Raw genomic sequence first — 20,573 nt, 5'->3', positions numbered from 1 at the left:
ACCTCCGGTACGCCGCCGCCCGACCGCCCTCCCCCGCTGCTGTCAGCTCCTGCCACCAGGGGCGGAGCCGGTGCCTCCGGCAGACTGGCGGGCATGCGCATCGAACTCGCCACCGAGCCGGGTGACCCCCAACGCCCAAACGAGGACTACGCATCGGTCGCCCTGCCGGCCGCCGGCCAGGGCGGAGCTCTCGTCCTCCTGGACGGGGTGACACCCCCCGAGGAGGACTACGGATGCCGCCACACGGTGCCGTGGTTCACCGCGCGCCTCGGTGGCGCAATGCTCGAACTGTCGGTTTCACACCGGGATATGACGCTCGCTGAGGTTCTCTCCGCAGCCATCTCCCGGACGGCCGATACCCATCGGGCGACCTGTGACCTTTCTCACGCCCGCACTCCACAGGCAACCGTGATCGCCGCACGGTGGTCAGGGGACACCGTCGAATACCTCGTCCTGTCCGACTCGGTGCTGCTCCTGGAGCGGGCGGACGGCTCGGTGCAGCCGGTGCTCGACCCGCGGCTGGACGAGCTGCCGCCCGCGGTCCGGGACCGGCGCGCGGCCGTACGGGCACTCCCCCGCGGCTCGGCGGAACGGGCCGCGGCGGGCCGGAAGTACGCCCGGGCGGTCGAGGCGCTGCGCAACGCGGAGGGGGGCTTCTTCACCGCGGCCGCCGATCCGGCGGTGGCCGCCCGTGCGGTGTGCGGCAGCGTGCCGCGCTCCGGGCTGCGTTCGCTGACCGCGCTCAGCGACGGTGCGAGCCGCTGGACGGAGGTCTTCCACGAGGGCTCCTGGGCCGACTGCGTGGCGCTGGTGACCGGGCAGGGCCCGCAGTCGCTGATCGACCGGGTCCGGGCGGCGGAGGCGGCGGACCCGGAGGGCGCGGCGTTTCCGCGCGGCAAGGCCCGGGATGACGCGGCGGTCATCTTTGTGGCGCCGTGACGCCATGACACGTGGCGCCGTGATGCCGTGATGCCGTGATGCCGTGATGCCGTGATGCCGTGATTGTGGTGGTGCGGTGAGGTTTCCGGCGCCCGGCTTTGGGAGTTGCCGGGCCTTTTGCGGCGCCGGATTTTTTGTGGCGCCGTGACAATCACCGGCGGGCGGGAAATTTCTCCTGGCGCCGGGGAACGGCAGCACGGCGACGCGGGTCCGGGGGATGCGAGGCCGCTCCCCCGCCGCGCAAGGCGATACCCCAGAGGAGCTAGACCTCGTCCCCCTCCTGCTCCGCGTTCAGCCGGTGCAGCAGACGGGCGAGTTCGGCGACCTCGGTGCGGTCCCAGGAGGCGAGGCGGCGGGCGTACTGGGCGCGGCGGCCGGTGCGGACGCGGGTGAAGCGGTCGCGGCCCTCGTCGGTGAGGCGGACCAGGACGGCACGGCCGTCGGCCGGATCCGGCTCGCGGGCGATGAGTCCGAGCTTTTCCAGGGCGTGCAGCTGGCGGCTCATCGTGGCCTTGCCGACGCCGAAGAAGCCGGCGAGGCCGGTGGCCCGCTGGGTGCCGGCATCGGCCAGCCGCATGAGCAGGCCGTACGCGGAGGGCTCCAGGTCGGGATGTACCTCTCGTGCCAATTCGCCGGACGAGGCACGGGCCCGGCGGAGAAATACCGCCAATTCACGTTCCAGGGCCAGAAATACGTGGTCCACACCAATCGGTTCGCCGTCCGCCGTCGTACCGTCGGCTCCGGTGTTGTGCACGTCAGCGCCCCTTCTCGCTTTCCCTGCCCTGAAAGTTTCCGCCATCGGCGGCCGAAGCCGCAGCTCGGCCAGTATTTCGCAGGAGTAGACCAACGGCAGCACGGTGCCCCTCTTTTGTCACGTCGTTCTACGCGCGTACGTTGCTTCTGGCATGGGCATAACAAAGTCCCGGGCTGTCAACGGTCCGCCGCGCGTCCTGCCCGTCGCACCGCCGCGCCCGCACGTCGGCGCCATGCCGTCAGTTCCTCCCCCCTCAGCTCCTCCCCCCCTCAGGTCACCCCCGAGATCTTCGGAGGCACGTATGTCCGTGCTCAGATCCGGCTTCCCCCACCGACCCGCACGTTCCCTCACGACCCTGGCCGGGGTCCTTCTCGCGGTCCTCTCCCTCCTCCTCGGACTGCCGGGCACCGCCGGCGCCACGGCCACCCGGCGCGCGCCGGAGCCACGCCACCCCGGCCAGGACTGGGCCGGTTCCCAGATCGCCCGGCACGAGGGCACCGCGGCCGGCACCGCACCGCCGGCGTCGTCGCTCGCGTCCGTCGAGGGCGTGGACGTCAGCAGCCACAACGGCAGTGTCGCCTGGTCGACGCTCTGGAACAGCGGCGTCCGCTTCGCCTATGTCAAGGCGACGGAGTCCACCAGCTACACCAACCCGTCCTTCGCGCAGCAGTACAACGGCTCCTACAACACCGGCATGATCCGGGGCGCGTACCACTTCGCCACACCGGACACCTCCAGCGGCGCCGCCCAGGCCACCTACTTCGTCAACCACGGCGGCGGCTGGTCCAGGGACGGCAAGACGCTGCCCGGCGCGCTCGACATGGAGTACAACCCCTACGGCACCACCTGTTACGGGCTGAGCGCGGCCGGCCTGGTGAACTGGATGAAGGACTGGTTCGCCACCTACAAGGCGCGTACCGGCCGGGACGCCGTCATCTACACCTCCACCAGCTGGTGGAAGCAGTGCACCGGCAACTCCGCCGCCTTCGGTGCCGTCAACCCGCTGTGGATACCGCGCTACGGCTCGTCGGTCGGCGAACTCCCGGCCGGCTGGGGCTTCCACACCATCTGGCAGTACACCTCGTCCGGCGCGACGGTCGGGGACCACAACCGCTTCAACGGCGCGCTGGACCGTCTCAAGGCCCTCGCCAACGGCTGATACGCGGGCGTGCGGCCCTCTCCACGCCCGGGCCGTACGCAGGAGCGGGCCCCTGCCGCACACCGGGTGCGACAGGGGCCCGTACCGTTTCCGCCCGCGTCCCTCAGGCCGCCGCGTCCGTCAGGTCACGGCCGTCAAGCCACGGCCCTCAGGCCGCGACCTGCATCTCCGGGGCGGCCCCGTTCGCGGCCGGGGTCAGCGCCAGTTCCAGCACCTGGCGGACATCGGCGACCGGATGGACCTCCAGGGAGTCCAGGATCTCGGCCGGTACGTCGTCCAGGTCCGGTTCGTTGCGCCGGGGAATGATGACGGTGGTGATCCCGGCCCGGTGCGCCGCCAGCAGCTTCTGCTTGACGCCGCCGATCGGCAGCACCCGCCCGGTCAGCGAGACCTCACCGGTCATCGCCACATCCGGCCGGACCTGCCGGCCCGACAGCAGCGAGGCCAGCGCCGTCGTCATCGTCACGCCCGCGCTCGGCCCGTCCTTGGGGACGGCGCCCGCCGGTACGTGCAGATGCACACCGCGCTCCTTCAGGTCGGCGACCGGCAGCTCCAGTTCGGCGCCGTGGGAGCGCAGGAACGACAGCGCGATGTGCGCGGACTCCTTCATCACGTCACCGAGCTGGCCGGTCAGCTGGAGCCCGGAGGCGCCGGTCTCCGGATCGGCGAGCGAGGCCTCCACATAGAGGACGTCGCCGCCGGCGCCGGTGACCGCGAGTCCGGTGACCACTCCGGGGACCGCGGTGCGCCGCTCGGCCGGGTCCTGGGCCGCCTCGGGGGTGTGGTGCGGCCGCCCGATCAGCGGGCGCAGCTGGTCCACGCCGACCGTGAACGGCAGCTCCCGCTCGCCCAGTTCGTGCTGTGCGGTGACCTTCCGCAGCAGCCTGGCGACGGCGCGCTCCAGGTTGCGCACGCCCGCCTCGCGGGTGTACTCCCCCGCCAGCTTGCGCAGCGCGTCGTCCTCCAGGGTCACCTCGCCGGTCTCCAGACCGGCCCGCTCCAGCTGGCGCGGCAGCAGGTGGTCCCGGGCGATGACGACCTTCTCGTCCTCGGTGTAGCCGTCCAGGCGCACCAGCTCCATCCGGTCGAGCAGCGGCTCGGGGATGGCTTCGAGGACATTGGCGGTGGCAAGGAAGACCACATCGCTGAGGTCGAGTTCGACCTCCAGGTAGTGATCGCGGAAGGTGTGGTTCTGCGCCGGGTCCAGGACCTCCAGGAGGGCGGCGGCCGGGTCGCCCCGGAAGTCGGAGCCCACCTTGTCGATCTCGTCGAGCAGCACCACCGGGTTCATCGACCCGGCCTCCTTGATCGCGCGGACGATCCGGCCGGGCAGTGCGCCGACGTAGGTGCGGCGGTGGCCGCGGATCTCCGCCTCGTCCCGGACGCCGCCGAGCGCGACCCGGACGAACTTCCGGCCCATGGCCCGCGCGACGGACTCACCGAGCGAGGTCTTGCCGACCCCGGGCGGCCCGACGAGCGCCAGCACGGCGCCGCCCGCCCGCCGCCCGCCGCTGCCCTGGCCCAAGGCGCCGCGCGATGCCCCCTCCGACGGCCCGCCGGCCGGCCCGAGGCCCCGCTCGGACCGTCGCTTGCGGACGGCCAGGTATTCAGTGATCCGCTCCTTGACGTCGTCCAGGCCGAAGTGGTCGGCGTCCAGCACCTCCCTGGCGCCGGTGATGTCGTAGGCGTCCTCGGTGCGTTCGTTCCAGGGCAGTTCCAGGACGGTGTCCAGCCAGGTGCGGATCCAGGAGCCCTCGGGGCTCTGGTCGCTGGACCGCTCCAGCTTGTCGACCTCCTTGAGGGCGGCCTTGCGGACGTCCTCGGGCAGGTCGGCGGCCTCGACCCGGGCGCGGTAGTCGTCGCCCTCGTCCTCCGGATCGCCGTTCAGCCCGGCGAGTTCCTTGCGGACCGCCTCCAGCTGCCGCCGCAGCAGGAACTCCCGCTGCTGCTTGTCGACGCCTTCCTGGACGTCCTTGGCGATGGATTCGGCGACGTCCTGCTCGGCCAGGTGCTCGCGCAGCGTCTCGGTGGCGTACTTCAGCCGGGCGACCGGATCGGCGGTCTCCAGCAGGTGGACCTTCTGTTCGGTGGTCAGGAACGGCGAGTAGCCGGAGTTGTCGGCCAGCGTCGGGACGTCCTCGATCTGCTGGACGCGGTCGACGACCTGCCAGGCACCGCGCTTGCGCAGCCAGCTGGTGGCCAGCGCCTTGTACTCCGTGACGAGTTCGGTCACCGCGCCGGGCAGGGGGTCGGGGACCGTCTCCTCGACGGTCGTGCCCTCCACCCAGAGCGCGGCTCCGGGCCCGGTCGTGCCGGAACCGATCCGTACCCGGCCCAGGCCCCGGATCAGCGCGCCGGGGTCGCCGTCGGACAGCCGCCCGACCTGCTCGATCCGCCCGAGCGTGCCGATACCGGCGTAGGTCCCGTCGACGCGGGGAACGAGCAGCACCCGCGGCTTGTTACCCGGGCTGGCGGCGGCCTGCGCGGCCTCCACCGCTGCCCGGACGTCCGCGTCGGACAGGTCCAGGGGCACCACCATGCCGGGGAGCACGACCTCGTCATCGAGGGGCAGTACGGGCAGAGTGAGCGGTGTGGACGTCGAAGCCATGATCTCCCCTTCGGCAAGCAAGTTGAGCTTTACCCACTCAATGCAGCCGGGGCGGGAGATGTTCCCCGCTGTGCGTTCGCTGTGAGCGATCGGACGCGGCGCGCTACCAGTGGACGGGGCGGGACAGGCCCTGCGGCAGCTTGGCCGCCGCGTCGCCCTTGGCCGCGTTGAGCTGCGACTGTGTCAGGAAGAGGGCATCGGTGAGATCGGCACCGCTGAGATCGGCATCCCGCAGATCGGCGCCGATCAGGTCCGCCGTGCGCAGATCGGCGCCCTTGAGGTCGGCCGCGATGAGGCAGGCGCCGCGGAGATTGGCGCCCCGGAGAGACGCCCCCTTGAGGCGGGCCCCCAGGAGATCGGCCCCCCGCCGCTCCTTCTTGCGGCCCGGCACCCCGGCCCGTATGAGTTCGCTGGTGCGCAGCAGCAGGGTGTTGACCTCACCCCGGTGAGCCGGCACATCGAGCGCCAGGAGCTCCTGGGCGCCGGCCCGGGTGAGGCCTTCGGTCTTCTCCCGCGCGGCCCGCAGCTCGGCGTGCACCGGACGGGCCGCGGGCCGGGACAGCGCCTCGGTCAGGTACCAGAGGAGTTCGTGCAACTGCCGCATGACGGGGAAGACGTCGAACATCTGCCGGGCGGTCTCCGGGGCCTGCCGCCAGTCCCGTCCGCCGAAGGTGACCTGGGAGACCTTCTGTCCGGCGCCGAAGCAGTCGAAAACCGTGCAGCCGGGGAAGCCGCGCCGGCGAAGGTCGGTGTGGATGCCGCAGCGGAAGTCCGTCCGCAGGTTCGGGCAGGGCCGGCCGGCGTCCTTGTCGATCGCGAAGTCCGCCGACGCCGCGAACGGCAGCGCCACACAGCACAGCCCGAAGCAGCTGCCGCAGTCGGACCGCAGGCCGAGGTCGGCGGTGTCCGGAATCGGTTGCTCGTGGTCGGCCGAGGGCCTGCGGTCCGGGGTCAAGGCGGGTGCACTCCTGCGGGACGGCGAGCGCCGCACGGGGCCGCGCTCGGAAGGGGCCGCCATTCTCCCAGGCCGCCACGGCGACCGCGCCTGGCGGGAGGCGCTCGCCGCGGGAGGGCAACGGCCCCTTCGCGGACCGGCGTTGTCAGTGGTCGCCCCTAGCCTCGGAACCATGAGCATGATCGGAGAGTACGCACGTGTCACCCCTGCCGAACTCGACCTCGCCCTCGGCGATCCCGAGTGGGCGCTGGAGCTGATCGGCGGGTGGATGGAGACGGAGGCAGCGGCGGAAGCGGACGGGTCCGCGCGGTCCGCGCCGGCGCGCTGCATGGATGTCGACAAGGCCTGGGACGCGCTCGGATTCCTGCTGCGCCGGGCGGCCTTCCCGGTGGACATCGTCCATGGCGAGGAGGCCGTCCCGGATGCCGACGACTGGGGCTACGGCCCGCCCCGTTACCTCACCCCCGAGCGGGTGCGGACCGCCGCCGGGGCGCTGGCGGAGATATCCGGCGAGCGGCTGACGGCCGGCGTCGGCCCGGAGGATCTGGCCGCGGCTCAGGTGTACCCGGCGATCGTCTGGGAGCGGGGCGAGTCCCTGGAGTATGTGCGCGAGCACTACGAGCAGCTGCGGCCGTTCTTCCGCACGGCGGCGGACCAGGGGGACGGCATGCTTCTGTGGCTGGGATAACGGGTGGGGTGTCGCGGAGACAGCGGGTCCGGCCGGGTCCGGGTCCGGCTCGGGCAGGGGGTCGGCCGGGGCCGGAGACGGCTCGGGCAGGCCGGCCCGCCGGGGCCGGGCGGACCGCGCGGAAAAGCCCGGCGCCTGCGTCCTCACACCCCGTCATGACTGCTACCTTCACCGCATGTTGCAGCGGATGTCCGGAGTCTTCATCGGCGCATTCTTCGGCACGGTCTTCGTGGTCGCCAACGCACACGCCCCGCTGAATCCCGCGCTCGGTCTCGCCCTGCGGGTGCTCGCGGTGCTCACCTTCGCCGGGCTGCTGACGCTGGCGCTGCGGGCCGGGCGCCTCGGGCGGCCCGCCGACGGCGCCGGGAGTCCCCGGGCGGACTGGTTCCAGGGACGGTTCGCGTTCGTCGTGGGGGCCGAGGCGGTGCTGCTGATCGGCGGCAATCTCGCGCTGCGCGCCGCGGGCGCCCCCGGGCCGGCCGCGGTGGCCTGGACCGCGCTGATCGTCGGGCTGCACTTCGTGGCGCTGTCGGCGGTCTGGAAGCGGCGCAGCATCGCCGTCCCCGGTGTCGCGCTGACCGCGCTCGGGGCGGCCGGGCTGGTCATGGCGGCGACCTCGGCCGTGGCCTGGGTGCCGTTCGTCAGCGGTGTGCTGTCCGGCGTGGCGCTGCTGGGCGGCTGCGCCTACGCCATCACCCATACGTACCGCTCGGCCGTGAACCCGCGGCCGCCGGCCGCTCAGTAGGTCCGCACTCCCCGCAGCGCCGGATGCCCCAGGTCGCCCAGGAGCGGCGCGGGCCGGGCGTGCCGGGTGCGCCAGCGGCGCAGCAGCGGCCAGCTCGCGATCCCCAGGGTGAGCGAGAGCAGATGGCCCCAGTCGGTCATCGGGTCGAGAGCGGCGAGCAGATCGGTCACGGCCACATAGCCGACACCTGCCAGCACGGGCCAGCGCAACCAGGCGGGCAGCAGGCCGGCGAGGGCTCCGATGCTGGTCATCACGCCGAAGCTGATGCCGTAGTCGAGGCGGTGCAGCGAGCTCTCCGGCAGCCCGCCGGCGGCGACCGAGAAGGCGACGGGCAGCTCGGTGGCGAGGGTGGCCAGCGCATGGCCGCCGAAGAAGACGGCGGCGGTGCGCAGCCCCCCGATCCGCCGCTCCAGCGCCGTCAGGACGAAGAGGAAGCCGATGGCGTACGCGGAGGTCATACCGCCCGCGATCCACAGCGCGCTGGCGACGAGCACCAGCAGCGGGGCCTGGGCCAGGTGGACGACGTCCGTACTGGAGCCCTGGAGCAGGTCGGAGACCAGCACCGGGTCGGCGTACTCGGCGAAGAGCGAGGTGGCCACGAGGAGGAGGGCGTAGCCGAAGGTGAAAGGGGTGCCGGCGGGCGTGGGCAGCAGCCGCCACGGCCGTCGTCGCGGGGGCCGGGGAAGCGCTGCCGGGTCCGCCTCCACGAGGGCCGGCCGGGAGGCGCGCTGCCGGGGGACGCCCGGCAGCAGGCCCGGTGGGACGGCCGGTGCGGCGCCCGGCCCGTCCCCCGTCCCCGGTACGGCGGACGGCGCGCGATCGGCCCGCACTCTTGCTGCGGTTCCCAGCCAGCTCACTTGTCCGCGGCCCCTTCCGTCCCTGGCGCATCCGGTCAGGCACACCCGTCCCCCCGGCCGTGGTTCCCCTGCCTTGCCCTGCGTCTGCCGTGTCCTACGTCGCGGAACAGCCTGCATGCTCAACCCATGAAGAAGCTGTGTGAGTGACATCCCTCACACAAAGCAACCCTCGAACGGGGCGTCACGTCCGTGCCGTTTGCGGCGGAACACCTGCCCCCGGCGTTGGACCGGCGCGGCCCGTATTGGCCACCATGGCGCCATGGCTCCCGTTACTCCGACGCAGGCAACGACCGGCCTCCCCGAGGCCCCGCGCACCCTCGACCGCCGCGAGGGCCCGTACGGCGAAGTGGTGCTGCGACAGCGGGGCGGACCCCCCACAGGCCCCGGAATCGAGGCCTCCGGCGCCGCCGCGGAGCCCGCGGTCTACGAGATCATCGCCAACGGCTGCTTCCTGATGGACACCTCCGACGGCCGGTCCGAGCGGCTGCTGATCGACGCCGCACTGGCCGCGCTGCCGGCCGACCGCGCCCGGCCTTCCGTACTGATCGGCGGCCTCGGCGTCGGGTTCTCCCTGGCCAGGGCGGCAGAAGAGCCGCGCTGGGGCCGGATCGTGGTCGTCGAGCGCGAGGAGGCGGTCATCGACTGGCACCGCACGGGCCCGCTCTCGGCGGTCTCGGCGGCCGCGCTGGCCGATCCGCGCAGCGAGATCCTGCACACCGACCTGGTCGCCCACCTGCGGACCCCAGCGGGCCAAGACACCTACGACGCCCTGTGTTTGGACATCGACAACGGCCCCGACTGGACCGTCACCGAGGACAACGACAGCCTCTACTCCCCCGGCGGGCTCGCCGCCTGCCGGGACCGTCTGACACCGGGTGGCGTGCTCGCCGTCTGGTCCGCGCAGCCCTCGCCGGCCTTCGAGGAAGCCTTGCGAAATGCCGGATTCCGCGGGGTACATACGGAAGAGATCCCCGTTGTCCGAGGCGTCCCTGACGTGGTCCATCTCGCGCGGAAGGGCGCGTAGCCGACACTCACACCATGCCCGTACGCTGCTGCCCAGCAATACGCGACCACGCAGGGGATGCAGGGGCGGGCGATGGACCAGACTCAGACAACGCAGGGCGGCACCGCCGCCACGCCGGGCGCCCAGCGCCGGGTACTGGTCGTGGAGGACGACCCGACGATCGTCGAGGCCATCGCGGCCCGGCTGCGCGCCGAGGGCTTCCAGGTGCAGACGGCGACCGACGGCCCGGCCGCGGTGGAGACCGCGGAGGCCTGGCAGCCGGATCTGCTGGTCCTCGATGTGATGCTCCCGGGCTTCGACGGCCTGGAGGTGTGCCGCCGGGTCCAGGCGCAGCGGCCGGTGCCCGTGATGATGCTCACCGCCCGGGACGACGAGACCGACATGCTCGTCGGCCTCGGTGTCGGCGCCGACGACTACATGACCAAGCCGTTCTCGATGCGGGAGCTGGCCGCCCGGGTGCACGTCCTGCTGCGGCGGGTCGAGCGCGCGGCGCTGGCCGCGCACACCCCGCGCACCGGCATCCTCCGGCTGGGCGAGCTGGAGATCGACCACGCCCAGCGCCGGGTGCGGGTGCGCGGCGCGGACGTCCATCTGACGCCCACCGAGTTCGATCTGCTGGTCTGCCTGGCGAACACCCCGCGCGCGGTGCTCTCCCGTGAGCAGCTGCTGGCCGAGGTGTGGGACTGGGCGGACGCCTCCGGGACCCGTACGGTCGACAGCCACATCAAGGCGCTGCGCCGCAAGATCGGCGCCGAGCGCATCCGTACGGTCCACGGCGTCGGCTACGCCCTGGAGACCCCGGCCGCATGACGCGGCGCTGGTGGCACACGCCCGTACGCGAGCTGGGGCGGCGGGTCTGGGAGGGCCTGCGCCCGCTCGACCCGTACCGCTCGGTGAAGGCCGCGCTCGGCGCGCTGGTCAGCGTGTCGGTGATCATCACCACGCTGCTGGTCTTCGTCGCGATGCACTCGGCGACCGAGCTGCGGGTGATCACGATCTTCTCGGTGATCGCCTCGCTGCTGATCACCCAGTTCGTGGCCAACAGCCTGACCGCTCCGCTCGACGAGATGACGGACGTCACCCGGTCGATGGCGCACGGTAACTACAGCCGCCGGGTCCGCTCGGAGCGCCGCGACGAGTTCGGCGATCTGGCGAACGCCTTCAACCGGATGGCGGCCGATCTGGAGGCGGTGGACACCCACCGCAAGGAGCTGGTGGCGAATGTCTCGCACGAGCTGCGCACCCCGATCGCCGCGCTCCGTGCCGTCCTGGAGAACGTCGTCGACGGGGTCAGCGAGCCGGACCCGGAGACCATGCGGACGGCACTGAAGCAGACCGAGCGGCTGGGCCGCCTCGTCGAGCACCTTCTCGACCTGTCCCGGCTGGACAACGGGGTGGTGCCGCTGCACGCCCGTCGCTTCGAGGTCTGGCCGTATCTGTCCGGGGTGCTCAAGGAGGCCAATATGAGCCGCGGCGCCTCCACCCTCTCGGGACTGTCGGGGGTCGCCGGCTCCGGCACCCACACCCGTACGGACGTCCATCTCCACCTCGACGTCTCGCCGCCCGAGCTGACCGCGCACGCGGACGCCGAGCGGCTGCACCAGGTCGTGGCCAATCTCATCGACAACGCGATCAAGCACAGCCCGCGGCACGGCCGGGTCACGGTGCACGCGCGCCGCGGCGAGGGCCCCGAGAGCCTGGAGCTGGACGTGCAGGACGAGGGCCCCGGCATCCCCGAGTCGGAGCGCTACCGGGTCTTCGAGCGCTTCAACCGCGGCGGCCCCGCCCCCTCGGGCCCCGGCTCCGACGGGGGAACGGGCCTGGGCCTGGCCATCGCGCGCTGGGCCGTCGACCTGCACGGCGGGCGCATCGGCGTGGCCGAATCCTCCCGCGGTTGCCGGATCCGGGTCACTCTTCCGGGGTTGGAGTCAGCTCGAAGCTGACGGCCGCTGACGTAGGGTCGTGGGTGGGAGCACTCCTGCACGGGTCCCGCGGTGATCAGCCCTACCCGTATACAGGCAAACCTCGTGTGTTTCCCGTCAGGTCCTGCCCCGAAACCCGTCCGGGAATGTGACGTACGCGACGAGTGACCCTCCCAGCCTGCATCCAGGGTCCCAACAGGCGTAGCCTTTATTCCCGCTGTCCACCACCTTAGGAAGCGGAAGAGGGCGGTTGCCGCCGTGTCGCTACAGTCCCCCAACAGCTCGAGCATCTCGACCGACCAGGAGGGGCAGGGTAAGAACCCTGCCGCTGCGTTCGGTCCCAATGAGTGGCTCGTCGACGAGATCTACCAGCAGTACCTCCAGGACCCGAACTCGGTAGACCGAGCCTGGTGGGACTTCTTCGCCGACTACAAGCCGGGCGGCGGCGCCACCGCGCCGGCCCAGCCGGCAGAGGGCTCCGCCCCCGCTCCGGCCGCCCCGGCGCAGTCGTCCCCGGCGGCGCCCGCCGCCGCCGAGCCCAAGCCCGCTGCCGCCGCGCCGGCCACCCCGGCGAAGCCGGCCGCGAGCGCGCCGGCCCCGGCCAAGGCCGCGCCGGCGAAGTCCGCGCCGGCCAAGCCGGCCGCCAAGGACGCCGCCCAGAAGGGCGACGGCGAGGTCACTGCCGGTCCCGAGTTCGTCACGCTGCGTGGCCCGTCGGCCGCCGTCGCGAAGAACATGAACGCCTCCCTGGAGCTGCCGACGGCCACGTCCGTCCGCGCGGTCCCGGTGAAGCTGCTCTTCGACAACCGCATCGTGATCAACAACCACCTCAAGCGCGCCCGCGGTGGGAAGGTCTCCTTCACCCACCTCATCGGGTACGCGATGGTGCAGGCCCTCAAGGCCATGCCGTCGATGAACCACTCCTTCGCGGAGAAGGACGGCAAGCCGACGCTGGTCAAGCCCGAGCACGTCAACCTCGGTCTGGCCATCGACCTGGTGAAGCCGAACGGCGACCGCCAGCTCGTCGTCGCCGCCATCAAGAAGGCCGAGACGCTGACCTTCTTCGAGTTCTGGCAGGCCTATGAGGACATCGTCCGCCGGGCCCGCGACAACAAGCTGACGATGGACGACTTCACCGGAGTCACCGCGTCGCTGACGAACCCGGGCGGCATCGGCACCGTGCACTCCGTGCCGCGTCTGATGCCCGGCCAGTCCATGATCATGGGCGTCGGCGCGATGGACTACCCCGCGGAGTTCCAGGGCACCTCCCAGGACGCCCTGAACAAGCTGGGCGTCTCCAAGGTCATGACGCTGACCAGCACCTATGACCACCGGGTGATCCAGGGCGCCGCCTCCGGCGAATTCCTGCGCGTCATGAGCCAGCTGCTGCTCGGCGAGAACGGCTTCTTCGACGACATCTTCAAGTCGCTGCGGATCCCGTACGAGCCGGTGCGCTGGCTGCGGGACATCGACGTCTCGCACGACGACGACGTCACCAAGGCCGCGCGGGTCTTCGAGCTGATCCACTCCTACCGGGTCCGCGGCCACGTCATGGCCGACACCGACCCGCTGGAGTACCACCAGCGCAAGCACCCCGACCTCGACATCACCGAGCACGGCCTCACCCTGTGGGACCTGGAGCGCGAGTTCGCGGTCGGCGGCTTCTCCGGCAAGTCCATGATGAAGCTGCGCGACATCCTGGGCGTGCTGCGCGACTCGTACTGCCGCACCACCGGCATCGAGTTCATGCACATCCAGGACCCCAAGCAGCGCCAGTGGATCCAGGACCGGGTCGAGCGCTCGCACAAGTCGCCCGAGCGCGAGGAGCAGCTGCGCATCCTGCGCCGGCTGAACTCCGCCGAGGCGTTCGAGACGTTCCTGCAGACGAAGTACGTCGGCCAGAAGCGCTTCTCGCTGGAGGGCGGCGAGTCCGTCATCCCGCTGCTGGACGCGGTCATCGACTCCGCGGCCGAATCGCGGCTGGACGAGTGCGTCATCGGCATGGCCCACCGCGGCCGCCTGAACGTCCTCGCCAACATCGTCGGCAAGTCCTACGCGCAGATCTTCCGTGAGTTCGAGGGCAACCTCGACCCGAAGTCGATGCACGGCTCCGGCGACGTGAAGTACCACCTGGGCGCCGAGGGCACCTTCACGGGCCTCGACGGTGAACAGATCAAGGTCTCGCTGACCGCCAACCCCTCCCACCTGGAGGCCGTCGACCCGGTCGTCGAGGGTGTGGCGCGCGCCAAGCAGGACATCATCAACAAGGGCGGCACGGACTTCACGGTCCTGCCGATCCAGCTGCACGGTGACGCGGCCTTCGCGGGCCAGGGCGTGGTCGCGGAGACGCTGAACATGTCCCAGCTGCGCGGCTACCGCACCGGCGGCACGGTGCACGTGGTCATCAACAACCAGGTCGGCTTCACCGCCGCTCCGGAGTCGTCGCGTTCGTCCATGTACGCCACCGACGTGGCCCGCATGATCGAGGCGCCGATCTTCCACGTCAACGGCGACGACCCCGAGGCCGTCGTCCGCGTTGCCCGTCTGGCCTTCGAGTTCCGCCAGGCGTTCAACAAGGACGTCGTCATCGACCTGATCTGCTACCGCCGCCGCGGTCACAACGAGTCGGACAACCCGGCCTTCACCCAGCCGCTGATGTACGACCTGATCGACAAGAAGCGCTCGGTGCGCAAGCTCTACACCGAGTCCCTGATCGGTCGCGGCGACATCACGCTGGAAGAGGCCGAGCAGGCGCTGCAGGACTTCCAGGGCCAGCTGGAGAAGGTCTTCACCGAGGTCCGCGACGCCACGACGACGCCGACCGCCCCCGAGGTGCCGCAGCCGAAGGCCGAGTTCCCGGTCTACGTCGACACCGCGATCTCCCAGGAGGTCGTCAAGCGGATCGCCGAGTCGCAGGTCAACATCCCCGAGCGGGTCACCGTCCACCCGCGTCTGCTGCCCCAGCTGCAGCGCCGCGCGGCCCAGGTCGAGGACGACACCATCGACTGGGGCATGGGCGAGACCCTGGCCATCGGTTCGCTGCTGATGGAGGGCACCCCGGTCCGGCTCGCCGGCCAGGACTCCCGCCGCGGCACCTTCGGCCAGCGCCACGCGGTGCTGATCGACCGCGCGACCGGTGACGACTTCACCCCGCTGCTCTACCTCGCCGAGGACCAGGCCCGCTTCAACGTCTACGACTCGCTGCTGAGCGAGTACGCGGCGATGGGCTTCGAGTACGGCTACTCCCTGGCCCGCCCGGAGGCGCTGGTCATGTGGGAGGCGCAGTTCGGTGACTTCGTCAACGGCGCCCAGACCGTCGTCGACGAGTTCATCTCCTCGGCGGAGCAGAAGTGGGGCCAGACGTCCGGCGTCACCCTGCTGCTGCCGCACGGCTACGAGGGCCAGGGCCCGGACCACTCCTCGGCCCGGATCGAGCGCTTCCTCCAGCTGTGCGCGCAGAACAACATGACGGTCGCCGCGCCGACCCTGCCGTCGAACTACTTCCACCTGCTGCGCTGGCAGGTCCACAACCCGCACCACAAGCCGCTGGTCGTCTTCACCCCGAAGTCGATGCTGCGTCTGAAGGCCGCGGCGTCGAAGACGGAAGAGTTCACGACGGGCGGCTTCCGCCCCGTCATCGGTGACTCCACGGTCAAGGCCGAGGATGTCCGCAAGGTCATCTTCTGCTCCGGCAAGGTCTACTACGACCTGGAGGCCGAGCGCGAGAAGCGCGGCGCGAACGACACCGCGATCGTCCGCATCGAGCGTCTCTACCCGCTTCCCGGCAAGGAGCTCCAGGCGGAGATCGCCAAGTTCCCGAACGCCGAGAAGTACCTGTGGACGCAGGAAGAGCCGGCGAACCAGGGTGCCTGGCCGTTCCTCGGCCTCAACCTGATCGACCACCTCGACCTGGCCGTCGGTGCCGATGTCCCGCACGGCGAGCGCCTGCGCCGCATCTCGCGGCCGCACTCCTCGTCGCCGGCCGTCGGCTCCGCCAAGCGCCACCAGGCCGAGCAGGCACAGCTGGTCGCGGAGGCCTTCGACGCCTGAGGCGTCAGGCCGCCGGGGTGACCGGTGGTGAAACAGCGGAAGGGCCCGTCCCCGGTGGGGGCGGGCCCTTCCGCATGCCGCGGTGCTGACGCAGGTTCTCAGACGGGCTGCGGTTCGAAGTCCCAGTACGGGCGGCGGCGGCGCCGGGCGGACAGGGTGTGCGGGTGCTCGGCGCCCAGCGTCCCGGAGAGCTGCCCGATCGCCTCCTGCTCCAGCTTCGCCGCCTCCTGGCCACGGCGCAGTGCCCGCAGGTCCTCGGCCAGTGCGGTCTTCGCGGAGAGGGTCAGCGGGTGGGTGTCGCCCAGCGTCGCCCTGGCGCGCTCCAGTGTGGCGCGGCCCAGCTCCACCGCGCCCTCCTCGTCGTCCACCCGGTTTCGGGCGGCACCGGCGTTCAGCGCACAGCCCAGCGTCCAGGGATGGTCGGGGCCCATCGCCTCGGTCATCCCGCCGAGCGCCCGGTCCGCGAGCTCCAGCGCCTGTGCCGGATCGCCGAACTCGGCGCGGACCAGCCCGACGTTTCCCAGGGCGCCGACGGTGTACGGGTGGCGCTCGCCGGCAAGTGCCCGGTAGCGCTCGGCGACCTCCTCGGCGAGATCGCGGGCGTGCCCGAGGTCGCCGTGCTCCCGCAGGAAGGTGGCGTGGTCCGCGCGCACCATCAGCGTCTCGGGGTGGCGGGGCCCCTGGACCCGGCGGGAGCGCTCGACGAGGTCGGCCAGCAGTGTGGCGGCGCGGGCGGTCTCGCCGGAGCGGCGCAGGCACAGCGCGAGGTTGTGCTCGGCGCGCAGCGTCTGCGGGGTGTGCGGGCCCATCACCTGCAGATGCAGCCGGGCGTTGAGCTCCTGGGCGGAGGTGGCGTCGCGGTAGCGGCCGAGCAGGCGCAGCGTACGGGCGTAGGCGGTGCCCGCGTTGAGCGTGAGGTGGTGCCGGGCGCGCAGCTCGCGCTCCCGGAAGGCCAGCACCTCGCGGTGGGTGACCAGCGCTTCCTCGTAGCGGCCGAGCAGCGCCAGGACCGTGCCGAGGTTGTGCCGCGAGGAGAGGGTGCGGGGTGCCTCCGGGCCGAGCAGGTCGGTGTAGGCCCGCCAGACGGCGTCGAAGAGGTCATAGGCCTGGGCGTACGAGCCCAGCGCGATCAGGGTGCCGGCCAGGCCGTCCTGCGCCCGCAGCAGGTCGGCGTCGGCCGCGTCCCGCTCGGCGGCGAGCTGGTCGACGACGGCGCTGCCGACTGCTTCGGCCTCGCGGTAGCGGCCGAGCCTGCGCAGCATGTTGGCGTGCTGGTGGGTGAGTACGAGCATGGTGCGCTGGGTGGCCGCGAGCCGGGTGCGCCAGCGGGACATGAACTGTTCGCACAGGCGCAGGCCCATGCGGTACTCGCCGCGGACCCTGAGGTATTCGACGCAGTTGAGCAGCAGCTGCTGGACCGCGGGCTCGGGGCTGTCGAGGACGCCGGCCGGCTCCAGATGCGGGATGAGTTCGGCGTAGCGCTCCCAGCAGCGGGTGTCGGCGGGGTTCTGCGGGTCGGCGGTGACCAGCACCCGGCAGGCCGTCGCCGCCATCAGGTCGCGCTCGTCCTCGGTCATGTCACTGCGCAGGAACCGGTGGTAGAGCCGGTGCATCAGCGCGGTTTCCACGGCCGGGTCGGCGTCTTCGGAGACCTGGTAGTCGAGGCGTACGGCGGTGGATTCGGTCAGCCGGCGCAGGGCGGTGTTCCAGCTGATCGGCTCGGCGGCCAGGTCCGCGAGGTGTTCGGGCAGGTCGCCGCGGCGGGCCTGGGCGAGCATCGGGACGGGGATGGTGTCCGGGGCGAAGAACGCGAACAGCTTGAGCAGTTCGACCGCGGCGGGGCTGCGTTCGCGCAGGGTGTTGAGGGTTATGGCCCAGCTGGTCTGGAAGGCCATGGGGTAGTCGGACGAGATCCGGATGCCGACGAGGCTGGGCTCTCCGCGGCGGATCAGTTCGATGTACTCCTTGGGGGACATCGGGTTGGCGTCGAGCCAGGCGGCGGTCTGGGCGAGCAGCAGCGGCAGGTCCTGGACGGCGTCGGAGAGCAGGTCGGCCTCCATCGGCGTCAGCCGTGGTGCCCGCCGCCGCGCGTAGGCGACGCTCTCGACGCGCCGGAAGGGCAGGACCTCGATCTCCTGGGCGCTGCCGGAGCCCGACCAGTCGCGGGTGAGGGTGGTGATCAGGACATGGCCCCGGCCGTCGGGGACCAGGTCCTCGATCTGCTCCATGTCGTCGGCGCTGTCGAAGACCAGCAGCCAGCGGCGGTAGGGGCGGCCGACGCGGAGCGCTTCGTGGACGGCGCGGATGCGGTCGCCCAGCTCCCGGCCGACGGGCAGGCCGAGCCGGGTGGCGAGTTCGGCGAGCTGTTCGCGGGCGGCGCCGCGGTTGGTGGCGCTGATCCACCACACCACGTCGTAGTCGTTGCCGAAGCGGTGGGCGTATTCGGCGGCGATCTGGCTCTTGCCGACGCCGGAGGTGCCGTAGAGCGCGATACGGGTCTCCAGCGGCGGGCCCGCGCCGGCCCCGGAGCCGGCCAGCTTGCCGTGCAGCTCTTCGAGGACGTTGTCGCGGCCGGTGAAGCGGTTGTTGCGGCGCGGGATGTTCCACACCTCGGGCGGGTTGTTCGGGAAGCGGGGCGCGCCGGGCGCCTCCTCGTCCACGGCCCGGCCCTGCCCGGCGATGCCGAGCCGTTGCAGCACCCGGCGGTTGGCCTCGCGGGCGTCAAGGTCACGCAGGTCGGCGGGGCGCAGCAGGGACGCGGTGGCGGGCAGCGACTGGGTGGCCACGCTCACCGCGGCGAACCGGTCGGCGTGCGGGGAGACCACCTCGCGCAGCGCGGCCGTCCACTCCTCCTGCGTCTTGGGGCCCAGCCGGAAGTACCAGTCGTCGAGCACGATCAGCAGCCGGCCCTCGGCCTCCAGCAGCCCCGACAGCTCCGCCACCAGCGCGGTGTCCGCCCGGGGGTCCCAGCGCAGCAGGGTGGTGCCGTGGCCCTGCGCTTCCAGCTGGTGGGAGATCCATGCCGCCCAGGGCCGGGTGAAGCCCGCATAGCTGATGGTGATGTGCTCGCCCGAGCCGGTGGGACCGGAAAAGGTGGTCTGCTCGACCATGCGACCGTCTCCCTGGGATGCGATGGTGCGCGCTGCAGAGGCTGTCTCGTCCGGCACGCCCTGGCTGTTCGGCACGATAGCCCAAGTGTCCCCCGATATGACGACAGTGCGTCAGGACATGTGGACGCCAGGTCAGTTGAGCGCGATGGTGGCGTCCAGCCGGGCCGCGATATGCCGTATCAGGCGTTCCAGGTCGGCGCAGTAGACGGACGGGTGGGCGAATCCGCCGGTGTCCGCGCGGTAGCGGTGCGCGTAATTGCCGCCGCCGCACACCTCCACCAGGGCGCAGCCGCGGCACTGTGCCCCGAGGCCGTCCCGGCCGCTGCGGCGGGCGGCCATCCCGGGGTGGTCCAGGGCCTCGTCGAAGGTGTGGCGGAAGACGTCGAGGCCGGTGGCGGCGGCGCCCTCGTAGGTGGATTTGAGCGAGTCCACCTGTTCGATGGCGCCGTCGGTGTCGACGACCAGGGCGACGACGGGCGAGAGACCGACCGCCTCGCTGGAGCTGGGGCGGCCCAGGAGGAGGCCGAGGATTTCGGTGAACACCCGCACCCGGGGTCCGGGGCCGCCGTCCCACCACAGGTCGAAGACGGTGCACAGCCAGTCGCCGTACGGGGTGCGGCCGGCCGCGGGCCCGGCGCCCCTCCCGGCGTTGGCGGGGGGAGGGCTGGACCAGTTGGCGTGCGGGAGGAGGAAGTCGACCATCGGGGGGTCCAGGGCGCGCAGTGAGTCGTGGACCTCGGCAGGGTCGGCGGTGATGTCGATGGTGCACAGGATGCCGGCGAAGGCGTCGGGCCGGTCACGGAGCAGGCGTACGGCGCGGGAGACCGCGGGCCAGGAGGGCCGCCCGGCGTGGTCGGTCCGGCGGCGGTTGAGGCCGGGCGTGCCGCCGTCCAGGCTGAGGCCGAGCCGGAACCCCGCGGCCGCGAGGGTGTCGATCCGCTCCCGGGTGAGGAGCGTGCCGTTGGTCTGCAGACCGAATTCGGCGGTGCAGCCGTCGGGCAGCGCGGCGCGGATCGCGGCGGCCTGTTCCAGGAGCGGGCCGGGGCCGGTGAGCAGCGGCTCGCCGCCGTGCAGGTCGATCCGGACCTCGCGCAGCCGGTGGGTGCGGGCGTGTTCGGCGATGCGCAGGGCGGTCTGCCGGACGGTGGCGGCCGGGACCGTCGGCGGGCGGGTGCGCCAGCTGCGGTCGGGGCCGGTGTAGATGTAGCAGTAGGTGCAGGCGAGGTTGCAGCGGCTGTGGACCTTCAGGACGAACTGCCGGAAGGGCACGACGGTCGTCCGGCCGGTCTTCTCCCCCGCCACGGCACCGCCCCCTGCACTCGTCCGCCTGCGTCGAGGTACGGGATCGACAGCTCCCGCCCGCTGTCTGGTACTTGGCTCGGCCCGCGGTCGGGGAACCGGATTCCCTCGGCAACTGGCCGGTTCCCTTGCACGTTTGCCCAAAAACCGTCGTTCTTGCCTGTCAATGCAAGGCTATTTCCGGGCCGTCCTCGTAGTACGCCACGGCCTCGTCCGCCGAGGGCCAGTTGCGCAGCAGCAGTGCCGCCACCTCTCCCAGCACCGCATGATCCGTCCGCGCCGCCAGAACGCCCACGTCAACCCCGGCGAAATCCGGCAGCCGCTCGGCCGACGGCCCCGGCCGGGCGGCCACCGCCGGTTCGGTGCGGGGGGTAGTCGCCACGCTGCTCTCCTCTGGGCCGGCTGGACGGGTGTGTTCCCGAACTCCCGTCCACGGAAACACGTTCCGGTGCGGACGGCCAGG

15 protein-coding genes are annotated in these 20,573 nt (G+C 71.9%); 8 read left to right on the top strand and 7 right to left on the bottom strand.

All coding sequences use genetic code 11. The features are described 5' to 3' along the window. Positions 1-93: 93 nt before the first annotated feature. Entirely contained in the window at positions 94-939 is an 846-nt protein-coding gene (locus ABZ851_RS10670; RefSeq protein WP_361124693.1) for a protein phosphatase 2C domain-containing protein, read from the top strand. A 262-nt stretch (positions 940-1,201) separates the two neighbouring features. On the opposite strand, the gene ABZ851_RS10665 is transcribed toward ABZ851_RS10670, so the two are convergent. After that, a complete protein-coding gene (locus ABZ851_RS10665) occupies positions 1,202-1,693 on the bottom strand; it encodes a MarR family transcriptional regulator (protein WP_093491762.1) in 492 nt (163 codons plus the stop codon). Between the two features lie 301 nt (positions 1,694-1,994). Between ABZ851_RS10665 and ABZ851_RS10660 the strand changes: the two genes are divergently transcribed. Next, positions 1,995-2,852 (top strand): lysozyme, encoded by an 858-nt coding sequence (locus ABZ851_RS10660; protein WP_361124691.1) that lies wholly within the window; start codon positions 1,995-1,997, stop codon positions 2,850-2,852. A 148-nt stretch (positions 2,853-3,000) separates the two neighbouring features. On the opposite strand, the gene lon is transcribed toward ABZ851_RS10660, so the two are convergent. Beyond that, positions 3,001-5,460: an endopeptidase La gene (lon, locus tag ABZ851_RS10655; protein WP_361124689.1), complete on the bottom strand. Its 2,460-nt coding sequence runs from the start codon at positions 5,458-5,460 to the stop codon at positions 3,001-3,003. A 103-nt stretch (positions 5,461-5,563) separates the two neighbouring features. After that, positions 5,564-6,373, bottom strand: coding sequence for a pentapeptide repeat-containing protein (locus ABZ851_RS10650; protein ID WP_361124957.1), 810 nt, complete (start codon positions 6,371-6,373; stop codon positions 5,564-5,566). Between the two features lie 214 nt (positions 6,374-6,587). Between ABZ851_RS10650 and ABZ851_RS10645 the strand changes: the two genes are divergently transcribed. Next, positions 6,588-7,103 carry a YfbM family protein gene (locus ABZ851_RS10645; protein ID WP_361124687.1) on the top strand — a complete coding sequence of 172 codons (516 nt, stop codon included), beginning with the start codon at positions 6,588-6,590 and terminating at the stop codon, positions 7,101-7,103. 175 nt (positions 7,104-7,278) lie between these two features. After that, on the top strand, positions 7,279-7,848 hold the full coding sequence (locus tag ABZ851_RS10640; RefSeq protein WP_361124685.1) for a hypothetical protein: 570 nt from the start codon (positions 7,279-7,281) through the stop codon (positions 7,846-7,848). Here the strand turns inward: ABZ851_RS10640 and ABZ851_RS10635 are convergent. After that, entirely contained in the window at positions 7,842-8,705 is an 864-nt protein-coding gene (locus ABZ851_RS10635) for a rhomboid-like protein (protein ID WP_361124683.1), read from the bottom strand. The genes ABZ851_RS10640 and ABZ851_RS10635 overlap by 7 nt on opposite strands. 259 nt (positions 8,706-8,964) lie before the next feature. On the opposite strand from ABZ851_RS10635, the gene ABZ851_RS10630 reads away from it, so the two are divergent. The 4 genes from ABZ851_RS10630 to ABZ851_RS10615 all read left to right on the top strand — a co-directional run bounded on the left by ABZ851_RS10630 (position 8,965) and on the right by ABZ851_RS10615 (position 15,701). Then, the gene (locus ABZ851_RS10630) at positions 8,965-9,729 is read left to right on the top strand and encodes a spermidine synthase (RefSeq protein ID WP_361124681.1); all 765 of its coding nucleotides are present in this window, start codon (positions 8,965-8,967) and stop codon (positions 9,727-9,729) included. Between the two features lie 72 nt (positions 9,730-9,801). Next, positions 9,802-10,539 carry a response regulator transcription factor gene (locus ABZ851_RS10625; protein ID WP_336050154.1) on the top strand — a complete coding sequence of 246 codons (738 nt, stop codon included), beginning with the start codon at positions 9,802-9,804 and terminating at the stop codon, positions 10,537-10,539. Then, positions 10,536-11,672 (top strand): ATP-binding protein, encoded by a 1,137-nt coding sequence (locus ABZ851_RS10620; protein ID WP_361124679.1) that lies wholly within the window; start codon positions 10,536-10,538, stop codon positions 11,670-11,672. Before ABZ851_RS10625 ends, ABZ851_RS10620 begins: the two co-directional genes overlap by 4 nt. A 237-nt stretch (positions 11,673-11,909) precedes the next feature. Next, entirely contained in the window at positions 11,910-15,701 is a 3,792-nt protein-coding gene (locus tag ABZ851_RS10615; RefSeq protein ID WP_361124677.1) for a multifunctional oxoglutarate decarboxylase/oxoglutarate dehydrogenase thiamine pyrophosphate-binding subunit/dihydrolipoyllysine-residue succinyltransferase subunit, read from the top strand. A 98-nt stretch (positions 15,702-15,799) separates the two neighbouring features. Here the strand turns inward: ABZ851_RS10615 and fxsT are convergent, their stop codons facing one another. The 3 genes from fxsT to ABZ851_RS10600 all read right to left on the bottom strand — a co-directional run bounded on the left by fxsT (position 15,800) and on the right by ABZ851_RS10600 (position 20,492). After that, positions 15,800-18,811, bottom strand: a complete 3,012-nt coding sequence (fxsT, locus tag ABZ851_RS10610; RefSeq protein WP_361124675.1) for an FxSxx-COOH system tetratricopeptide repeat protein — start codon at positions 18,809-18,811, stop codon at positions 15,800-15,802. A gap of 132 nt (positions 18,812-18,943) precedes the next feature. Then, entirely contained in the window at positions 18,944-20,113 is a 1,170-nt protein-coding gene (locus ABZ851_RS10605) for an FxsB family cyclophane-forming radical SAM/SPASM peptide maturase (RefSeq protein ID WP_361124673.1), read from the bottom strand. A gap of 160 nt (positions 20,114-20,273) precedes the next feature. Then, positions 20,274-20,492, bottom strand: coding sequence for a YxD-tail cyclophane-containing RiPP peptide (locus ABZ851_RS10600; protein WP_088799966.1), 219 nt, complete (start codon positions 20,490-20,492; stop codon positions 20,274-20,276). Positions 20,493-20,573: the final 81 nt, after the last annotated feature.

It is taken from the genome of Streptomyces sp. NPDC047049 (genome assembly GCF_040643995.1).
Lineage (GTDB): Bacteria > Actinomycetota > Actinomycetes > Streptomycetales > Streptomycetaceae > Streptomyces > Streptomyces mooreae.
The sequence above is the reverse complement of the archived record's forward strand: the minus strand, read 5'-3'. Positions and strand labels throughout refer to the sequence as shown.

Bases quoted from the DNA above. Each gene is read 5' to 3' on its own strand.
- ABZ851_RS10670 (WP_361124693.1), top strand. From the start codon at position 94: ATGCGCATCGAACTCGCCACCGAGCCGGGTGACCCCCAACGCCCAAAC.
- ABZ851_RS10660 (WP_361124691.1), top strand. From the start codon at position 1,995: ATGTCCGTGCTCAGATCCGGCTTCCCCCACCGACCCGCACGTTCCCTC.
- lon (WP_361124689.1), bottom strand. From the start codon at position 5,460: ATGGCTTCGACGTCCACACCGCTCACTCTGCCCGTACTGCCCCTCGAT.
- ABZ851_RS10645 (WP_361124687.1), top strand. From the start codon at position 6,588: ATGAGCATGATCGGAGAGTACGCACGTGTCACCCCTGCCGAACTCGAC.
- ABZ851_RS10640 (WP_361124685.1), top strand. From the start codon at position 7,279: ATGTTGCAGCGGATGTCCGGAGTCTTCATCGGCGCATTCTTCGGCACG.
- ABZ851_RS10630 (WP_361124681.1), top strand. From the start codon at position 8,965: ATGGCTCCCGTTACTCCGACGCAGGCAACGACCGGCCTCCCCGAGGCC.
- ABZ851_RS10625 (WP_336050154.1), top strand. From the start codon at position 9,802: ATGGACCAGACTCAGACAACGCAGGGCGGCACCGCCGCCACGCCGGGC.
- ABZ851_RS10620 (WP_361124679.1), top strand. From the start codon at position 10,536: ATGACGCGGCGCTGGTGGCACACGCCCGTACGCGAGCTGGGGCGGCGG.
- fxsT (WP_361124675.1), bottom strand. From the start codon at position 18,811: ATGGTCGAGCAGACCACCTTTTCCGGTCCCACCGGCTCGGGCGAGCAC.